This is a genomic window from Massilia sp. Root133 (assembly GCF_001426525.1).
GTDB classification, from domain to species: Bacteria; Pseudomonadota; Gammaproteobacteria; order Burkholderiales; family Burkholderiaceae_D; genus Telluria; species Telluria orientalis.
Window position 1 is genome coordinate 43618 of sequence record NZ_LMEW01000006.1, and the last position, 17019, is coordinate 60636.

The 17019-nt window shown below is 62.4% G+C and carries 12 protein-coding genes; 3 read left to right on the plus strand and 9 right to left on the minus strand.

What is annotated here, in order from left to right; all coding sequences use genetic code 11:
- Positions 1-102: 102 nt before the first annotated feature.
- Positions 103-990, minus strand: a complete 888-nt coding sequence (locus ASD28_RS06880) for a LysR family transcriptional regulator (protein WP_056125698.1) — start codon at positions 988-990, stop codon at positions 103-105.
- Between the two features lie 414 nt (positions 991-1404).
- Between ASD28_RS06880 and ASD28_RS06885 the strand changes: the two genes are divergently transcribed.
- Entirely contained in the window at positions 1405-2544 is a 1140-nt protein-coding gene (locus tag ASD28_RS06885) for a LacI family DNA-binding transcriptional regulator (RefSeq protein WP_229412108.1), read from the plus strand.
- On the opposite strand, the gene ASD28_RS06890 is transcribed toward ASD28_RS06885, so the two are convergent.
- On the minus strand, positions 2541-5681 hold the full coding sequence (locus ASD28_RS06890) for a TonB-dependent receptor (protein WP_156403766.1): 3141 nt from the start codon (positions 5679-5681) through the stop codon (positions 2541-2543). The two genes, ASD28_RS06885 and ASD28_RS06890, sit on opposite strands and share 4 nt — an antisense overlap.
- Positions 5682-6528: 847 nt before the next feature.
- Positions 6529-6654: a hypothetical protein gene (locus ASD28_RS33310; protein WP_371831790.1), complete on the minus strand. Its 126-nt coding sequence runs from the start codon at positions 6652-6654 to the stop codon at positions 6529-6531.
- A gap of 290 nt (positions 6655-6944) precedes the next feature.
- Here ASD28_RS33310 and ASD28_RS06900 point away from each other — a divergent pair, with 290 nt between their 5' ends.
- Positions 6945-7367 (plus strand): hemerythrin domain-containing protein, encoded by a 423-nt coding sequence (locus tag ASD28_RS06900; RefSeq protein ID WP_056125705.1) that lies wholly within the window; start codon positions 6945-6947, stop codon positions 7365-7367.
- 103 nt (positions 7368-7470) lie between these two features.
- Here ASD28_RS06900 and ASD28_RS06905 read toward each other — a convergent pair whose 3' ends face one another.
- Entirely contained in the window at positions 7471-7923 is a 453-nt protein-coding gene (locus tag ASD28_RS06905; protein ID WP_056125707.1) for an Rrf2 family transcriptional regulator, read from the minus strand.
- A gap of 295 nt (positions 7924-8218) precedes the next feature.
- Here ASD28_RS06905 and ASD28_RS06910 point away from each other — a divergent pair, with 295 nt between their 5' ends.
- Complete coding sequence (locus ASD28_RS06910; RefSeq protein ID WP_082577248.1) at positions 8219-9901, plus strand: glycoside hydrolase family 43 protein; 1683 nt, start codon at positions 8219-8221, stop codon at positions 9899-9901.
- 5 nt (positions 9902-9906) lie between these two features.
- On the opposite strand, the gene ASD28_RS06915 is transcribed toward ASD28_RS06910, so the two are convergent.
- The 5 genes from ASD28_RS06915 to ASD28_RS06935 are packed head-to-tail and all read right to left on the minus strand — an operon-like array spanning position 9907 to position 16963.
- A complete protein-coding gene (locus ASD28_RS06915) occupies positions 9907-10842 on the minus strand; it encodes a hypothetical protein (protein ID WP_056125710.1) in 936 nt (311 codons plus the stop codon).
- 23 nt (positions 10843-10865) lie between these two features.
- The gene (locus ASD28_RS06920; protein WP_056125712.1) at positions 10866-12116 is read right to left on the minus strand and encodes a prolyl oligopeptidase family serine peptidase; all 1251 of its coding nucleotides are present in this window, start codon (positions 12114-12116) and stop codon (positions 10866-10868) included.
- Positions 12113-13138, minus strand: a complete 1026-nt coding sequence (locus ASD28_RS06925; RefSeq protein WP_056125714.1) for a hypothetical protein — start codon at positions 13136-13138, stop codon at positions 12113-12115. Before ASD28_RS06925 ends, ASD28_RS06920 begins: the two co-directional genes overlap by 4 nt.
- Positions 13135-14313, minus strand: coding sequence for a cytochrome P450 (locus ASD28_RS06930; protein ID WP_056125716.1), 1179 nt, complete (start codon positions 14311-14313; stop codon positions 13135-13137). Before ASD28_RS06930 ends, ASD28_RS06925 begins: the two co-directional genes overlap by 4 nt.
- 10 nt (positions 14314-14323) lie before the next feature.
- The gene (locus tag ASD28_RS06935) at positions 14324-16963 is read right to left on the minus strand and encodes a TonB-dependent receptor domain-containing protein (RefSeq protein ID WP_162252923.1); all 2640 of its coding nucleotides are present in this window, start codon (positions 16961-16963) and stop codon (positions 14324-14326) included.
- Positions 16964-17019 lie beyond the last annotated feature (56 nt).

Sequence of the window (17019 nt, forward strand, 5' to 3'; positions counted from 1 at the left end):
TTTCGATAACGTTGACAAGCTGAAACGATCTTATACTTCTAACTTATTCTGTCCAAATCAATCAATGACTTGATTGATCCACTAATTGAATGGTGGCCGCGGCTATTCATCCTCTCCAAACGATGGCAAGACTTCTTCCAGAAAAAGACTGAGTGCGGGATTGTCGTTGTCCCGCCGCCAGACGCCGATCGTTTCGACAGGCTCCGTTTGTATCCGAAGAAAAGCAACGTTATTGAATTGCAGGCTCGTTGCACTTTCGGCAATCAATGCGGCGCCAAGTCCGGCTCGCACGAGCGCCAGCATCGTGTGGACCTGGCCGACATGCTCGACGATGTCCGGAATCACGCCTGCTTTTTGAAAGCGGGCGTTGAGCATGTGATAAAACGGCCTGGCTTCCTGTGGTGAATACATGACGAAAGGTTTTCCGTGAATGCAATCGAGGGTCGGCTCTTTTGGCCATTCATCAATGGTTTCCGCAGGCACGGCCAGCATGAGACGTTCGCTGAGTAGCACCTTGCTTTCAAGCTCGTTATTCAAAAGGTGAGGGCGCATCAGGCCAATGTCCAATTGTCTGGCATTCAACGCTTCGACCTGGCTTGTACTGACCAGTTCTTTGAGCGAAAGTGCAATGCCGGGACGGAAACTCCGTAATCGGCGTACCACTTCAGGAAGCAGGCTATATCCGGAAGCGGACGTGAATCCGATCGTCAGCGCCCCTTGCTCGCCCTTTGCGACACGACGCGCTTTAAGAGAGGCCTGCTCCGAGAAGCGCAAAATCTGCGTTGCCTCGGGTAAAAACGCCTTTCCGGCGGCGGTAAGGCGTACTACTCTGCTATTTCGTTCGAGAAGTTGCGCGCCAACGTGGTGTTCCAAAAGCCTGATTTGGCGGCTGAGGGGAGGTTGAGTCATATTCAACCTTTCCGCGGCACGGCTGAAATGTAATTCCTCGGCCACGGCAACGAAGCAACGGAGCTGACTTAATTCGAACATCGATTTATTCCTTAAATCATGAGTCAGCCGACATGAAGATTGGCAAGCTTGTCTATTTTGGCTTCTCCAAGAAAGGCCTGCCGTACGCGGGCACGGTGTACCGGTTGGCGTATTAAAAAAACAGATCGGGCCAGGGGGGATGCCGTTTGGTCCGATCATAATCAGGGTAGTGCAGTTATCAATACTAATCCATGCATTTATTGTATTGTGAAATACAATAATGGTATTTTTTGTGCAGATTTTCTGCAAGGTACTGCGCCGCCCCCGACCTGTCCATTGACCAGTCCAATACGGGATTTCACTCCATTCATTCGTTGTATCGACAAGAATACGATTTGAATCAGGTTATTCGGTGCTTTGCTGTAATATGGTTTGGTAACTCAGTTTCTCGTCTCTTCTCGCCCGGAATCGGGTATGAATGCCCTGTTCGCTGAAAGGCAGACAGGGCATTTTTTTGACATATCGTTGCTTGTGGTAGCGCGCAGAGCCCCACGAAACGTTCCTGGGTTCGAAACCATGAAGAAATATCGGATCGACGATACGTGCCGAAGTTTTGAACGCGGCGGAATTCCCACGCTTGCCGACGTCGCGAGATTCGCTGGCGTCTCTGTCATGAGCGTATGGAGAACCATGAACGGGGAGTCGGCAGTGAGTGAGCGTACGCGGCGCAAGGTCGTCGCTGCGCTCGAGGCACTGCACTACGCGCCGAATGATCAGGCGCGCATTCTGGCCGGTTCCAGAACTGTCCGGATCGGTGTCGTTCACAACCAGGATTCCCGTTTCCTGAGCGAATTTCTGCTGAATCTCCTTGATCAATCTGTCGTCAATAATGTGAATCTGGTCGTCACCAAAGACATACGGGTCGACGGAATGATCTTCTTGCCATCACCCTACACGGAAGATATGGTAACAAGTGCCTTCCGCGAAGTGGATATTCCTTCCGTAGTGGTTGGCTCCGCATTGACCGACGAGCATGTCAGCGCCTTTTATGGCGACGATCGCGAGGCGGCATACAAAATGACAAGCCACTTGATTCGTCTCGGCCATCATCGTATCGGCTTCATATCCGGACCCAGGGATAATATTGTCGGCATACGTCGCCTGGAAGGATATCGTCGTGCCATCAGCGAAAACGGGGCGGATGTGTCGGATCATCTGGTTGTGTCCGGTGACTTCACTTACCGATCAGGCCTGGATGCGGCACAACGATTACTCGATTTATCGGAACGTCCAACGGCGATTTTCGCGAGCAGCGACAACATGGCTGCTGCGGCAGTCGCGCTCGCGTTTCGTCGCGGCTTGAATGTCCCCAGCGATCTGACTGTTACGGGTTTTGGTAACACCACGATCGCCACATCGAACTGGCCCGAACTGACGACGCTGGCATATCCAATTGCCGACATGGCGGGCCTGGCGATACATGCGCTTCTTCGGCACGTGCGGGCGGTGCGCGAGGGACGGGCTCCGGGTGTAGAGCGATCCAGTATGAGCCTTGACATCGTGCGGAGACAGTCGGACGCCGCCCCGCGACTGCGGGGCGGTAGAACATGTTAGAAGGTACTACGCAGTGACAGCGTATAGCTGCGGCCAGGGATATTCTGGTTGAACACGGCGCCGTTGAATTGCGTGTAGGTCTGGCTGATCGCGTTGTTCACGTTCCATACACTCAACGTCAGGTCGGTGTTGTAACCGAAACCAAATACCTTCTGCAGGTTCATGCCCGCAGACAAGTCCACTTGTTGGCGCCCCGTACTGTAGGCATAGGCGCCTCCTGGTACCGTCAGGCCGGTGTTGACGTTGACGACCGTCGATGCCTGGTACTGGCGCGTCACGCGCATGTTCACACCGTTACGTTCGTAATACACGGTCAGGTTGTTGGTGCGTGGCGGCACACCAGAGACGGGCGGCGCATTCGGGGTCTCGTCTTTCTGCTTGGTGTAGGTAAAGTTACCGGTGAAGCCGAAGCCTTTCACCGGCAACATATCCAATGCCTGCTGCCAGGTGAGTTCGAGACCCCGAATCTTCAGCTTCGTCGCGATGTTGTAGGGCTCGGTGATCTCGACCAGATGCTTGTCCGGACCACCGCTCGCATCGACGGATTGCTGTTGCGCTGCCGTCAGGCCGACCGTGCCATAGATCTGGTTCAGCTGGGCGAGCGAGTACTGCACGATATGCGTACCGGGACGGTCGACGATGTCCTTCGCAAACGCGCCCAAGGCAACATAGGAGTCGCGCGACATATAGTATTCCAGACCCAGATCCAGGTTATTGGCCAGGAACGGTTTGAGATCCGGATTGGTGATGCTGCCCTGGCGCGCCCCCTGGTCGCCGATGGAGAGCCTGGTCTGGCGCAGGTCGGCGGGATTCGCCCGCGTCATCGATTTCGACGCCGCGATCCGGGCAATCATCTTCGGCGTGATGTTATAGGCGAGCGTCGCCGACGGCAGCAGGTTGTGGTAAGTCACGGTTTCGTACGACCAGGTTGCAACGGATGGATAGAGGCCGCCGTTTTGCAGCGTCGCGTTGCGAGGATCGGCAGTGGCCGCGAGGTCGCCGATCGTTTGTCTCGTTCGGGCATAGCGGACGCCGGCGTTGAAGCGCAGGGTACGACCATACACGTTCAGTCGGCCATTCGTTTCGGCATAGGCGCCACCCACCGCTTCACGGATGTAGCCGCCACTGCCGCTAAAGAAACCCTTGTAAATATTGTCGCGGAAATATTGGTAATTGGTGTCTTTGGCGAACTTGTTCCAGTCTAGGGTGATGAAACCATGGTCCGTCGGCTGCAGGTAATTTACAAGTGCACCATTCGGGACGAGGGAGCCGAGGTACGCCAGCGGCGTGGTCTGGCCGGCTGAAGAACCCGTACCGTAGCCCGGATACGCGGTGGCGGCATTCGTCATCGGCCCAGGGGCATACCGTCCGTCGCAACCGGGGTTCTGGATCTGGGTGTTGGGACCGAAGAACGTATAGTTGAGGTTGTTGCCGCAAGTAACGTTGGCCCACGCATCGGCGACCGTGTAGCTGCGGTAACGCCGCTCGATATCGTCATACGTGCCGCCGACCTTGATACTGAAGTCGTCGTCACCCCATTTGACGTTCAGGCGCGTGCCGCGGGTCGAATTGCTGCGTTCATACAAATCCATGACCAGGCCCGACATGCCCTGGCCGGCCTGGTACCAGCCGAAGTTGCTTGGGTCGTTGGGATTCAGGTTGCCCGTGAACGTAGGCGGCTGACCCGGTGTCGTGTTGTCGTAGGTAATGACGGACGGTGCGGCCATCGTCGCAACCTTAACCTGCGGCATGTCACGGGAAAACTTGCTCAGCGTGTAGTTGAATGCGCCGTCGATCGTCCACTTGTCGCTCGGGCGCCATTCGAAGCCGGGGTTAAGGCTACGGAACTTGGTCTTGTCGATATCCGGACGGTATTCCAGTCCCCAGAACGTGTTGGCCAGGGTCGCTTTCGTAATGACGCAGCCGATCGTGCAATCGCTGCGGTCGAATTCCATGCCGATGGGGATAGGCGTGTTTGCGCGGGTACCCACGTTCATTGCCTGCCATTCCATCTCATTCCGCTTCTGCGCGAACACCGTGTCGAAGTAAAGGTTCCAGTCTTCGTTCGGCTGCCATTGAACGCTGATCACTTCGCCCGCGCGGCGGCGTTGGCCTTCGAATACCTGGTGCCGGCCCAGGCGGCCCATCAGTCCATTGTCGATCTGCTGGATGGTCGCCCCCGGGTTGAGCGCCAATAACATCGCCCGGTCGATCGTCGCGCCAGGGACGAGGACCGAACGGGCGTAATTCGGCAACAGGTTCAAAGGCAGGCCTGCCGGCACCTTGTCCGGTGTCGATTGCGATCCGCCCCCCGTGCTGTTCGGATTGTCCGAGGCATTGGCCTGGAACGATTTCAACTGGAGATTCCGCATGTCGACCGTGTCAAATGCGTCGGTACGGTACTTCGTCATGCCCCAGGCCACGCCGCCCAGGATCCCGAATTTGCCGAACCTGCTGGTGTTCCACGTATTGCTGATCAGGGCCGAACCCGTCGTACCCGGTTTCTTGTCCCTGTCGCGGTAGTTGCCGCTGAGCGTAAAGGCCGACCGGAAGCCGGCTTTATCGAATGGCCGGACGCTGCGCATGTCCACGGTGCCGGCGATGCCGCCCTCGATGACGCTGGCTTGCTGGCTCTTGTACACCGTCGCGCTGCGGAACAGCTCCGACGGAAGAAAGTCCATGTCGACTTCGCGGTTGGCGCTGATATTGCCGCCCCAGCTGCCCGCCGACGCGGACGCCATCGGCGCACCGTTCAGCAGCACCCGGGTAAAGGCCGGGCCCATGCCGCGGATCGAGACGTTCATGCCCTCGCCATCGATCGACGCCCGCGTGACCGTCACACCGGGTACGCGCGACAACGCGTCTGCGATGTTCGGATCGGGGAACTTGCCCATGTCTTCCGAAAACACGGTATCGCTCAGGCCGATGTTTTCGCGCTTTTCGTTCGCGGACAGGGCCAGCGAACTGCGATAACCCGTCACGGTGACTTTCTCGACATTCTCCTTGCCGGCGGTTTTATCCGATTCGGACGCGGATTGTGCGTAGGCGTTTGAAATGAGTGCCGCCAGCATCGTCAGCGTAAAAACGCTGGATCCGGCTCGACGGCGGGAATGGCATGGTGTCTTATGGTTTTTCAAGCTTATCTCCGTTTATTGAATATTTTTTTGTTCCGGCGGAATAGAGCGTGTTCGCGCCGGCGCCATATAACGGTATCTTTTCGCTTTAATAAAATGCCAATCCTAATTTTGATTCAGTCAATACAATATTTGAATCCGCAGGCGTAACGCCCTGTAAGGACGCGAGAAGGGTGCTCGCTATCAAAAAATGTTGTGCGCTAACATGCAACACTCGTCATTGCGATGTGTCAGCGAATTCCCACACTCTCGCAGGAGATGATCTCGATTCAATACATATATTGAATCGCATGGATACCAATTGTAGATTGATCTGTGCGTTTTGATCCGGGATGATTGTTAGCTTGCGGGGGAAATGTTATAGAGTGTTTGAGATTGGAGTCGCCGGTATAAACCGATTGGAGGCGATATCCTCGCCTCGGCCCGGGGTTTTGAATGGACGGCCAATCTCAACAAAAAAGTTATGACGAATGCCGATTTCCTCGCCGGTGCTTCTGCCGCCCGACGTGGCTGAGCCGCCAAGCTGGGAATATTGAATATGGCGAATCGCCATATCGATTGCGCCGAAAAATGTAGTCGACGATTCCGCAAACGCGTGCGCAGCGCACAAACCGGACAAGGCCCTCCCAATGAATTTCTTTTTAATTATTGTTTCCAAAAATATGTTGGTCCAATTGTCTGCAAGGTGACTCTGTGGATTCGCGGTTTCGACGATTGAACGCGCATGCCTCCGAAAGAACATGAGGGTGCAATCAGGCACTCGAAGCGCCTGGCAAACTAATAAGCGAACCGGGATGAATGGGTGGACAGGAAAAAGGCCTTCAGGCTGCGACAAGCAGCGCCTCGTTACTCACCTTTCTGCGCTCGAAGCTTCTTGTGCGGCATCGATATTTCTCATTGCGGCGCTAAAATAAAATCCCTGACCGACGTTACAACCGAGGCTCTGAACAAAATCCAGCTGCGCTTTCGTTTCAATCTCTTCGGCACAGTGCTCAAGTGCATTTTTCTGGCTAACTGCACAATGGCCTCCAGAGTTCCGGCGAGTTTCCTGTCTTCGGAAATCCCATCGATGAAGATGCGATCGATCTTCGGGATGACGAACATCGGCGAATGAACGCCCCGGTTTTTTGTAGAGGCTCTATTGTTGAGAGAATGGAGTCATGAAGAAACAATCGCCGGATCGACGTTGGTGTTAAAGATGTATATCATTTGCATGTTTAGAGGAAACGCCTTAAACTTGAGCTATTCCGACAACCTCGACCGGTCATGAACATCGACAAATTCAAAGCCCAGCACATCGCCATCCTTGACGGCATCGCGCGCCTGCGCGAGGCGACGCAAGGCGGGATCGTGGAGAACGCCGCGCACATCGCCGCGCACATCATCAAGCTGAGCGGCACTGTGAAGCTCCACCTCAAGGTCGAAGACAGTGTGCTCTATCCGGGGCTCGCGAGCGACGCGAATCCCAGGCTCGCCAGACTGGGGGAACGTTACCAGCGCGAGATGGACGGCATCGCCGGCGCGTATTTCGAGTTCGCTAACCGGTGGAATCTCGCGGACCGTGTCGAAGCCAATCCCGAAGGCTTTCGTGCCGACGCGAACCGCGTCCTGCGCGTGCTGTTCGAACGCATGAAGCGCGAAGACGCCGAGTTCTATCCGGCGATCGAGGCCGCCCATCCGCCTGCGTAAGCCCGGCAAATACGGCCTCCAGATCCTGCATGCCGACCCGGCGATGAATGTCGGGCTCTACGCCGTCTGGTATCTTCGTCGCGGCGTCGATACCGGCGCGCCGTCAGCGGACGGTCTTTTTACGATGCACCTTGATCGGGGTCTCGCGCGGCGGCGGTTCCGGCAGGAGGTCGGCCAGCGTATGGCGGTCGAGCGTGGCGAGATACGCGGCCGTCGCATCCTGCAGGACGCCCTTCAGGCGGCAGGCGCCGGTCAGTCCGCAGGGCACGCCGACCGGATCGAAACATTCGGCCATGTAGAAGTCGGTTTCGCTATTGCGGATGACGTCGCCGAGGTTGATGTCCTTCGGCGCATGCGCCAGGCGAAAACCGCCGTAGCGCCCCCGGACGGTCTCGATGACGCCGCTGCGGCCCAGTTCGAACACGACTTTCATCAGGTGGTTCCGCGATATGCCGTGCAGGTCGGCGATTTCCTGGATGGTGACGAGCCGGTCCCGGTGGCCACCGAGATGAAGCAGCGTACGCAACGTATAGTCGGTGAAGGATGTCAGGCGCATGGTCCAGACAAGTATAACGCATACATGTTATGCGGTCTCCGGCCGGCCTCCGGTCCGACCGAACAAGCCGATGCGTAGTCCCTGTGCCACACGCAGCGCGAGCGCCATCATGACATCGGCTCGGCGGAGCGGCCAGCGGACGCCGTGGGCCGTCAGGCTGCCTGATCAATACCGTTTATGTATTAATTGATCCAAACAAAGCATTGGTTTTGGATAATTAGTTGACATAGAGTGGCCCCCACGCAAGAACCGGAACAGCGCACCAGGCTGGTCCACCATCGGGAGCTCGATCCACATGAAAAAATATTCCGCACGGGCCATGTTCCTCCTGGGCGCACTGGCCCTGGGTGCCGCCTCTTCCATGGCGCCGGCAGTTGCAGCAGACGCGCCCGTCGCGCGCTTCGAGCGTTTTTCCTACCAGGGCCGGGCCCAGGAAAACGTCCAACCGCGTGCCGGCGAGTTCGTCAACCCGATCCTGAGCGGCTATTACCCCGACCCGTCGATCACGCGCGTGGGCGACGATTATTACCTGGTGAATTCCTCGTTCACGAATTTCCCGGGACTCCCCGTCTTCCGCTCCAAGGATCTCGTCAACTGGACGCAGGTCGGCAACGCGCTCGACCGCCCCGGCCAGGTCGATTTCACCGGCGTGCGCGCGTCGCAGGGCATTTATGCCCCGGACATCTCGTACCACGACGGCACGTTCTATATCGTCACCACGTGTTCGAGCTGCCCGGGCGGCACGGGGAACTTCGTCATCACGGCGAAGGATCCGGCCGGTCCGTGGTCGCAGCCGGTCACGATCCGGGGCTTGCAAGGCATCGATCCATCCCTCGTCTGGGATGACGGCAAGCTCTATGTCGTGTACAACAATGCCCCGGAAGGCAAGCCGCGCTACGACGGCCATCGGGCGATCTGGATCGCGGAGCTGGACCCGCGCACGCTGCAGTTCGCCGGCAAGCCGAAAGTCCTCGTCGACGGCGGCGTGGCGCCCGACAAGCGGCCGATCTGGATCGAGGGCCCGCACATCTTCAAGAAGGATGGCCACTACTACCTCATCTGTGCCGAAGGCGGGACGGCCGACAACCACTCCGAAGTCGTGCTCCGGTCCGACACCGTCACGGGACCCTATGCGCCGGGGCCCGTCAATCCGATCCTGACGCAGCGCGACCTGGATCCGAAACGTCCGCATCCCGTCACCACGGCCGGCCACGCCGATTTCGTCCAGACGCAGAACGGGCAGTGGTGGGCCGTCTTCCTGGCGACGCGGCCTTACCCGGGCAACTTCTTTAACATCGGGCGCGAAACCTTCATGCTGCCGGTCGACTGGAAAGATGGCTGGCCGCTGATCCTGGAGCAGGGCAAGACGGTACCGTATGCCGTCGCGAAGCCCGCCTTGCCGGCGCAACCGCCCGCGCCGGTGCCCACCAACGGCAACTTCGCGTACGTGGACGAATTCGACGGTCCGCTGTCGTCCGCCTGGATCGGCATCCGCATTCCGCGTGCGCCGCTGTACACCGTCGAACGCGGCGCACTGGCGCTGCGTGCCGGCGCGCCGCTGGGCGACCTGCGCGGCGTGCCCGCCTTCGTCGGCCGGCGCCAGCAGCATCACGTCGCCACCGTATCGACCGTCGTCGACTTCGTGCCGCAACACGATGGCGACCGTGCCGGCCTCGTCGCCATGCAGAACGACGACAACCACGTGTTCCTCGGCCTGACGCGCAGCGCCGGCAAGAACGTGGTGGCCCTGTACAAGACGGAGAGCGGCAAGGAGACGCTGGTCGCCAGCAAGCCGGTCGCGTCCAAACGGGTCGAACTCGTCATGGACATGAACGGCGGCGAAGCCAGCTACCGCTACCGCGACGGGGATACGACGACGACCCTGGCCGACAAGCTGGATATCCGCTTCCTGTCGACGCAGAAGGCGGGCGGATTCGTGGGCGTGGTGGTCGGTCCTTACGCAGCCACCGGACGCTGACGTCGTCAAAACCCCTTGCTCTGCACATGCCATTCCGGCCGTGTGCACAGGTCGCAGCCGGCGCCCAGGAACTGGTGCGCCGCCTCCCGGTTCCCCTTGAGCTGCCAGTCGAGCCACGCGACAACCACCGTGCCGAAGGCGCCGCCGTTCTCTTCGCGGTAGGTGCCCATGTGCGGCGTGTTCTCGCGCCAGAGCCGCACCGCGGGGATGTGGTTCGTGCGCGCGTAGTTGTCTTCCGACTGCGGGAAGGCGGCGTCCTGCGGATCGCCCGTCAGGTACAGCACGCTGCCGTGCAGGGTCGCCAGGTCCGCGATGTCCGCATGCGCTGCGGCGATCTCCCAACTGCGGCCGGGTGCGGGGAAGACGCCGCTGTTCAGCACCGCGAGCGTGCGCACGCGCGGATCGTGGGCCGCATCGATCGCCTGCAGGCCGCCGCAGGACTGCCCCATCACGGCGATGCGGGAGCGATCGAGCTTGCCTTGATACGGGCTGCCGGGACGGGCGTTCTCCGCGAGCGCCCAGTCGATCGCCTGGATGAGCTGGGCCGCGTAGGTGGGCGACGGCCGTGTCGATCCCGGCGCGAGCGAGGTGCTGCCCGCCAGCTCCGGATGCGCGGCGGCCGGTGACCCCGGCGCCGGTGGGACGCGTGCCTGACCGGCCGGCACGATCGGGCCGATCGCGACGACCAGGTAGCCATGCGACGCGATCTCCGTCAGGAACGGACCAAAGCGGTTGCCGGCATTCTCGCAGCCGCCGTTGGCAAAGGCGACGATCGGCAGTGGGTCAGCCGGCAGCCGGGCCGGCCGGTAGACCGTGTGGGTCGGCAGGCCGGCGTCTGCTTCCATGATGGCCGGCCACGGGCCGCTGCCCGCCGGCGCGGCGAGCGCGGCGCCGGCGCCGAGGGTGAGCGTCAGTGCGAAGGTGTGAAGCGAATTGCGCATGCATGTCTCCTCGAGGTAATCGATCAGTCGGGCCAGTGGCGCAGGAAAGGGGCTGGCCGGTAGTCGACCTGGCGCGGCAGCGCCACGTGCCACTGGCCGCTCTCGCTGCGCCGTACCAGCGCGTCGATCGCGCCGAGCGTCTGGTCCGGCGTGAAGTTGCAATGGCCGGTCTGGCCCAGATAGGCCGCGCGCACCATGCCGTCGCCGCTGCGCGCGCGTACGCGCTGCGCGTAGTCGCCGGTCATCTCGACCAGCGTCACCGGGTCATTGGCCGCCTGCAGCAGCAGGACCGGCGCGGCGACCTTCCCGGTCGGCGCGTAGAACCGGCGCATGTAATCTACCGCGCGGTCGTCGGCCGCGACGCGCGGCGCGCTGGCCAGCCGGGCCAGGTCCGCGCCGAGATCCAGCCCGGCGGCGGCGTACATCCGGCGCACGAAATCCGACTGGCCCGAACGTTCCAGCAGGACGGCATAGTCGATCCCGGTATTCCAGGACGCATTGCCGCCGGCGCGCTGCGTCTGCTCCTCGCGCGGCAGCATCGTCGCGGGCAGGAAGCCCTCGGCCAGCAGGCGTACTCGGGCGGCGTCATCGGCGGGTTGCGGCGTCCACCCCGGCACCTGCGCCAGCGTCGCAGCCAGCGCGATGCGTGCGCGTCCCGCGGGCGTGGCCTGTTGCGCATCGAGCAGCGCCCGCCAGGCGGCGAGGTCCTTGCGCATCTGCTCGCCCGAACTCGTCAACAGCACCGGCAGCGGCGCGTCCGGCGCGGCCAGCGTACGCAGTACCCACGGCCCGTCGAGTGCCGCGTTCATCATGCCGACCGTGCCGCCGGCGGAGGCGCACATCGCGAGCGCGCCGTCGAAGCGTGCCGGCGCGCGCTCGACCAGGGCGATGGTGACCAGGCCGCCCATCGAACTGCCCCAGGCATAGGTGCGTGCGGGCTTGCCGACCGCGGCGGCGAAGGCGTCGAGCGTCGCCAGCTGGTCCGGGATCGCATCCTCCACGGCCCAACCGGTGCGCGCGTAAGAAGAACCGGCCAAGGCGTAGCCGGCCGCCAGCAGCGCCTCTTTTTCGGCGCCGGCGACGTTGCGGGCCGGGTTGTCCGGACCGCGCGCATAGCCGTGGCTGAACAGCAGGAGCTTGCCGTTCCATGCGGCCGGCACGTCGAATACCCAGGTGGCGCCGCTGGACAGGCGCCCTTCGAGATGGCGCGGCGCCTCGGCCGCGCTTGACGCCAGCGGCACGGCCGCCAGCAGGAAAGTCAGGAGTCGCTTCATGGTCTGGAATCCGGTTGGTTCATGAAGATGACGCGCGGCTGGCCGAGACGCGGTCCGAGGGAGAGCACGACGACGGCGATCGCCAGCAGGGCGGCACCGAGCAGTTCGGCCCGGGTCGGATAAGGCAGTCCGAAACCGATCGCCAGCACGTACGATGCGACGACGCCCGCGATGATCGATGCCGAACGTTCGAGCGGCACGCAATACGTGTTCTCGTGCTTGTCGAGCAGGATCAGGGCGGATACGACGGAAATGACGAACAGCGCCAGCGACTGGATGACCAGCAGCCAGATGGCGTCGGACGACCATGCGCGCGTGAAGCCGGCATGCACCTGTTCGCCCTGCGGACCCGGGACGGCGAGGGCGATGACGGCCAGCACCAGGAGCGACAGGGGAATCGACACCACCCGCTCTTCGACGAAATAGCGCTGGGTCGCCGCCGGGTCGGCATTCTTCGCGATCCGGGTCATGACGAACAGGCGGATGAAGTAGCCGATCGTGTACAGGACGACGATCAGCACGAGCAGGGGAGGTAGATGGAAACCGTCGCGCGCCGTCACGTTGACCGCAAGGCCCGTCAACACGAGCGCGAACGCGACCCACGAGTACCAGCGGACCTTGCGGCCGCACAGGAGGTCGACGACCGGCGCGATGATGATGATGTCCCCGCGCATCAGCAGCTGCACGAACGGGATGCTCACGCCGGCAAAGGTGTACGAGAGCGGCACCGACACGAGCAGCAAGGTGGCGCCGACCCCGGCGAGGGCGGTGGCGCCGGTCGCGCCGGGGAACCCGCCCAGACTGCGCATCGGCGTCGCCGCCCGCCACCAGCCCGAGCGCCAGATGAACACGACGAGCAGGGCGCTGCTGAGCGTCAGCGCGACCGGCAGTGTTTCGAGACCGGACAGCGGACGGCTCACGACGCCGCTCTTGGGACTCGTGATCAGCTTCGTCAACACGGCATACGGCGCGTATGCGAGAAAGTAGATCAGCAAAAGCCACTCGATCGACAACCGTTTCATGCGGCCCTCCCTGCGAATGCGACGGGCACCGCCACGGGACCGATTTCCGGCATGCGGGCCGGAACCACCTGTCCGTCGAGCGTGAAGCGGGTCGTGCGGCCGAGCAGCGCTTCCAGCGCGACGGCCAATTGCAGCCGGGCCAGGCCGGCACCCGGGCACATGTGGGGCCCGCGTCCGAAGGCGACGGAGTCCTTCATGTTCGGGCGGTCGAGCCGGAACGTCTCGGCGTCGTCGAACACGGCGGCATCGCGATTGGCCGACGCGTAGACCAGGGCGATCGCCTCGCCCGCGGGAATCGTCACGCCATGCAGGGTGACGTCGCGCGTGGCGGTACGTGCGAAGCCGCGGTAGGGCGTGTACAGGCGCAGGAATTCCTCGACCGCCGGCGCGATCGCAGTGCGGTCCGTGCGCAGGCGGTCCTGGAGATCCAGGTCGTTCGCCAGGTGGACCACCATTGCGCCGAACACGATCTGCGGCGCGATGATGCCGACCACCAGCACCTGCCGGATCGTGCCGACGATCATGTCGTCGGGCAGCGCCGCGCCATCCACCCGCACGGCCAGCAGCGCGGCCGTCACGTCGTCCTCCGGGTCGCGCGGATGCGCCTTGCGATCGTCCAGCAGGTGCACCGCCAGGTCGTAGAGCAGCGCACTGTTGTCCTTCGTCGCTTCCGGGTCGGACATGCCGACTGCGCGGGCATACTTGCGCGCCACGTCCGCCAGCCATTCGGCCTGTTCGAGCGGCAAATTCATCCATTCGGCGAAGACGCGGATCGGCACGACGGACGCGTAGTCGCCGCACATGTCGCCGCCGCCCTGCGCCACCAGGGGATCGAGCAGCTCGTTGCAGAGACGTTCGATGTAGGGCCGCAGCCGGTCGACGCGCTTGCCGGCGAGGAGCGGCGTGATCGCCTTGCGGTAGGGCGTGTGGTCGGGCGGATCCAGGTGCAGGGGCGGGCGCCGTCCGGACGCCGCGACCCTGGGCACGACGTTCTGCATGGTGGTCGTATAGGTCGCGTGGTCGGCGGCGGCCCGGGCGACGTCCTCGTGGCGCGTCAACGCCCAGAAGCCGCCCAGTTCGTCCGTATGGGCGACCGGGCAGCGGGCGCGCAGCTCGCGGTACAGTGCGTACGGCGTCTCCAGGGTTTCCGGCAGGGTGGGATCGAAATCGTTCATGGTTTTTTCCTTACCAAGCCTTGTCGACCGTGAGGGCCACGATGCGTCCCAGGGCACTTGCTTTCGACGGGTCGTAACCGTTGCCGTAATCGGCCGCCGGTGGCGCCTTGTCGAACAGGTTGCGGGCATTCAGGGACACGCGGATGCCGTCCAGCGCCGTGTCGCTTGCGAAGCTGTAGGCCAGATCCATGTCCACCGTCGTATAGGCGCCGACCGTCGGCCTCAGGGTGGAGAGGTTGTTGCGATAGCTGTTCGTGTAATTGGCGGCGAGTTGCGCCGACATGCCGCCGCGCTTCCAGGCGCCGCTGACGCGACCGGAATTCCTGGCCGGGTAAGCGATCAGGTTGTTACGGTCGAGGAAGACCTTGGCGTTCGGCGCTTCGTCGTACTTGAGGTAGTGCGTCAGATTGCCGCGCAGGGTGAACGTGAGCCCATCGTCGAGGCGCCATACGTTGCTCACCGCGAGATCCAGGCCATCGACCTTCACCGCGGCGGTATTGGTGCGGCGGGCGTCCATGATCGCGGCGTTGGTGTAGTTGATCGTGCCGGGCGTCGTGAAGGGAGAGCTCTCGACGAGATTCTTCAGTGCGGCGTAATTGGGCGCGCCTGGGTAGGCGACGTATTTCGCGTAGGTGACGGGATCGAGCAGGTAGTTCCCCTGCAATCCGAAGCCGTCGACGATCTGGTTGTCGTACGAGATATCGAAATACGTCAGGCCGGCCTTCAGGCCCCGCATCGAGGACGGGGCATAGTCGATGCCGAGCGACTTGGTCCGCGCTTTTTCCGGCCGCAGGTCGGGATTGCCGCCGCCCAGCGTCACGGTCGGCACGAGTCCGCGGCCCGGCACCGTCTGCTGGCCGATATAGACGCCGGACCCGGACGCGTTGGGATTCGATTCGGACAGCCACGGCGCGCGGAACGAGGTGCCGTACGACGCATGCACGAGCACGTCGTCGACGGGTTTCCAGTTCACGCCCACTTTCGGATTGGTGGTCGTGCCGACGTCGCTGTACTTTTCCCAGCGGCCGGCGAGCGACAGGTCGAGCTGCGCGACCAGCGGCAGCCGGTTGCCGGCCCCGATCACGGGCACGAGCACTTCGCCGTAGACCGCCTTGATCGTGCGCGCGATGTCGCTGGCCAGGATCACGGGCGTCGTGCTCGTCCGGCTGTTGGCGTTGTTCGAGAAATAGGCGTCCGACGCTTCCCTGCGCACTTCGGCGCCGACGGCCGCACGCACCTCGCCGCCGGGCAGCGCGAACAACGGGCCGTCGATGCCCGCGACGAACGTGCTCAGGTGCGTATTGCCGCGAATGATCGATTGGCCCGTCGCCAGTTGCTGCACGAGCGCGCGCGAGTTTGCCTGCGGACCGCCGAACACGTTCAATGCGGTGGCCGGATTGGAGCTGGCCATGGCCTGGGCGAGGGCGTAATTGCTCAGTGCCGCGCGGTTTTCTTCCTTGTCGCCGCCCATCCCGGTGGAGGCGGACACCTTGTAATGGTAGTTGCCAAGATCGCCGTCGAGACCGGTCTGGAACTGCATGACCTTGCTCGTCACCTTCGCGAAGTCCGGGCCCAGCACGTCGCTGAACGAATAGCTGGCCAGCAGGGGCGTGGCGCTCGCGCTGGCGTCGGCCGGATAGAACGCGTTGGTCTTCGGGACCGTGTAGTTCGTGATCGTGTACAGCGCCCGCGCCGATTCCGACCGGCGGGAATAATAGAATGCCTGGGCATACACCTTCATCGAGTCGGCCAGCTTCTGTTCCGCGTAACCGAAGACGCTCCCGCGATCGGTTTCGGGAATCAGCGTGGTCCAGGGCGTGGTCTCGCAACGATTCGCCGGACCGCCCGCCAGGTTGGCAAGGAGCACGCCCTGGCCGGTGCCATTGCCCAGGGGGTAGGTCGTGCCGCCGTACGAAAGCGTACCCGGCGCGCAGGTGCTCGGGCGTGCGTCGGCCCCGCCGAGACGGCGCCGGTCGCTCCCGATGAAGTCCCGGCCGTTGTTCTGCATGCCGGTGTTGTGCGCAAAGTCGAACGACACGAAGACCGAACCGTCGCCCCAGGCCTTGCCGGCGATCGCCCCGGCCTGGGCGTCATGGTAGCCGTCCGCATGGCCCGCGCGGACCATCGTTTCCAGGCCCTGGAACCGCTTGCGGGGGATCAGGTTGATCACGCCCGCCACCGCGTCCGAGCCGTACACCGCGGAAGCGCCGTCCGCGATGACTTCGATCCGTTGCAAGGTCAGCGGCGGCAGGAACGACGGATCGACGATGTTGCCCATCGTGCCCGCGGCAGGGACGCGCTGGCCGTCCAGCAGCGTCAGGGTGGCCTGGGGACCGATGCCGCGCAGGTTCGGGGCGGTGGCGCGCGTGATGTTCGCCGCCGCGGCGGCACCGAGCGACCCCTCGGCGTTGAAGCCCATCGAGGTGACCTGCGGAATCTCCTTCAGGAGGTCGGCCGTGGTCATCGCGCCGGATTTCTTGATGTCGTCGATACCGACCTGGATCAGGCTCGAGCCGACCGGCGCCACGCCCCGGATGCGGCTGCCCGTCACGACGACCTTGTTCGGATCCTGGTCCTGCGCATGGACAGCCGATACCGACGAGGCAACCAGCACCGCCAGCGACGATGCCTGGAACGACAATTTCTTCATCACCATGTCTCCTTGTATTGTTTTATTGCGAATTCGGAAAGCGCTTTCCATTGGTT

Coding starts and splice junctions, on each gene's coding strand:
- ASD28_RS06880 (WP_056125698.1), bottom strand. CDS start 990: ATGTTCGAATTAAGTCAGCTCCGTTGCTTCGTTGCCGTGGCCGAGGAA.
- ASD28_RS06885 (WP_229412108.1), top strand. CDS start 1,405: ATGAATGCCCTGTTCGCTGAAAGGCAGACAGGGCATTTTTTTGACATA.
- ASD28_RS06900 (WP_056125705.1), top strand. CDS start 6,945: ATGAACATCGACAAATTCAAAGCCCAGCACATCGCCATCCTTGACGGC.
- ASD28_RS06905 (WP_056125707.1), bottom strand. CDS start 7,923: ATGCGCCTGACATCCTTCACCGACTATACGTTGCGTACGCTGCTTCAT.
- ASD28_RS06910 (WP_082577248.1), top strand. CDS start 8,219: ATGAAAAAATATTCCGCACGGGCCATGTTCCTCCTGGGCGCACTGGCC.
- ASD28_RS06915 (WP_056125710.1), bottom strand. CDS start 10,842: ATGCGCAATTCGCTTCACACCTTCGCACTGACGCTCACCCTCGGCGCC.
- ASD28_RS06920 (WP_056125712.1), bottom strand. CDS start 12,116: ATGAAGCGACTCCTGACTTTCCTGCTGGCGGCCGTGCCGCTGGCGTCA.
- ASD28_RS06925 (WP_056125714.1), bottom strand. CDS start 13,138: ATGAAACGGTTGTCGATCGAGTGGCTTTTGCTGATCTACTTTCTCGCA.
- ASD28_RS06930 (WP_056125716.1), bottom strand. CDS start 14,313: ATGAACGATTTCGATCCCACCCTGCCGGAAACCCTGGAGACGCCGTAC.
- ASD28_RS06935 (WP_162252923.1), bottom strand. CDS start 16,963: ATGAAGAAATTGTCGTTCCAGGCATCGTCGCTGGCGGTGCTGGTTGCC.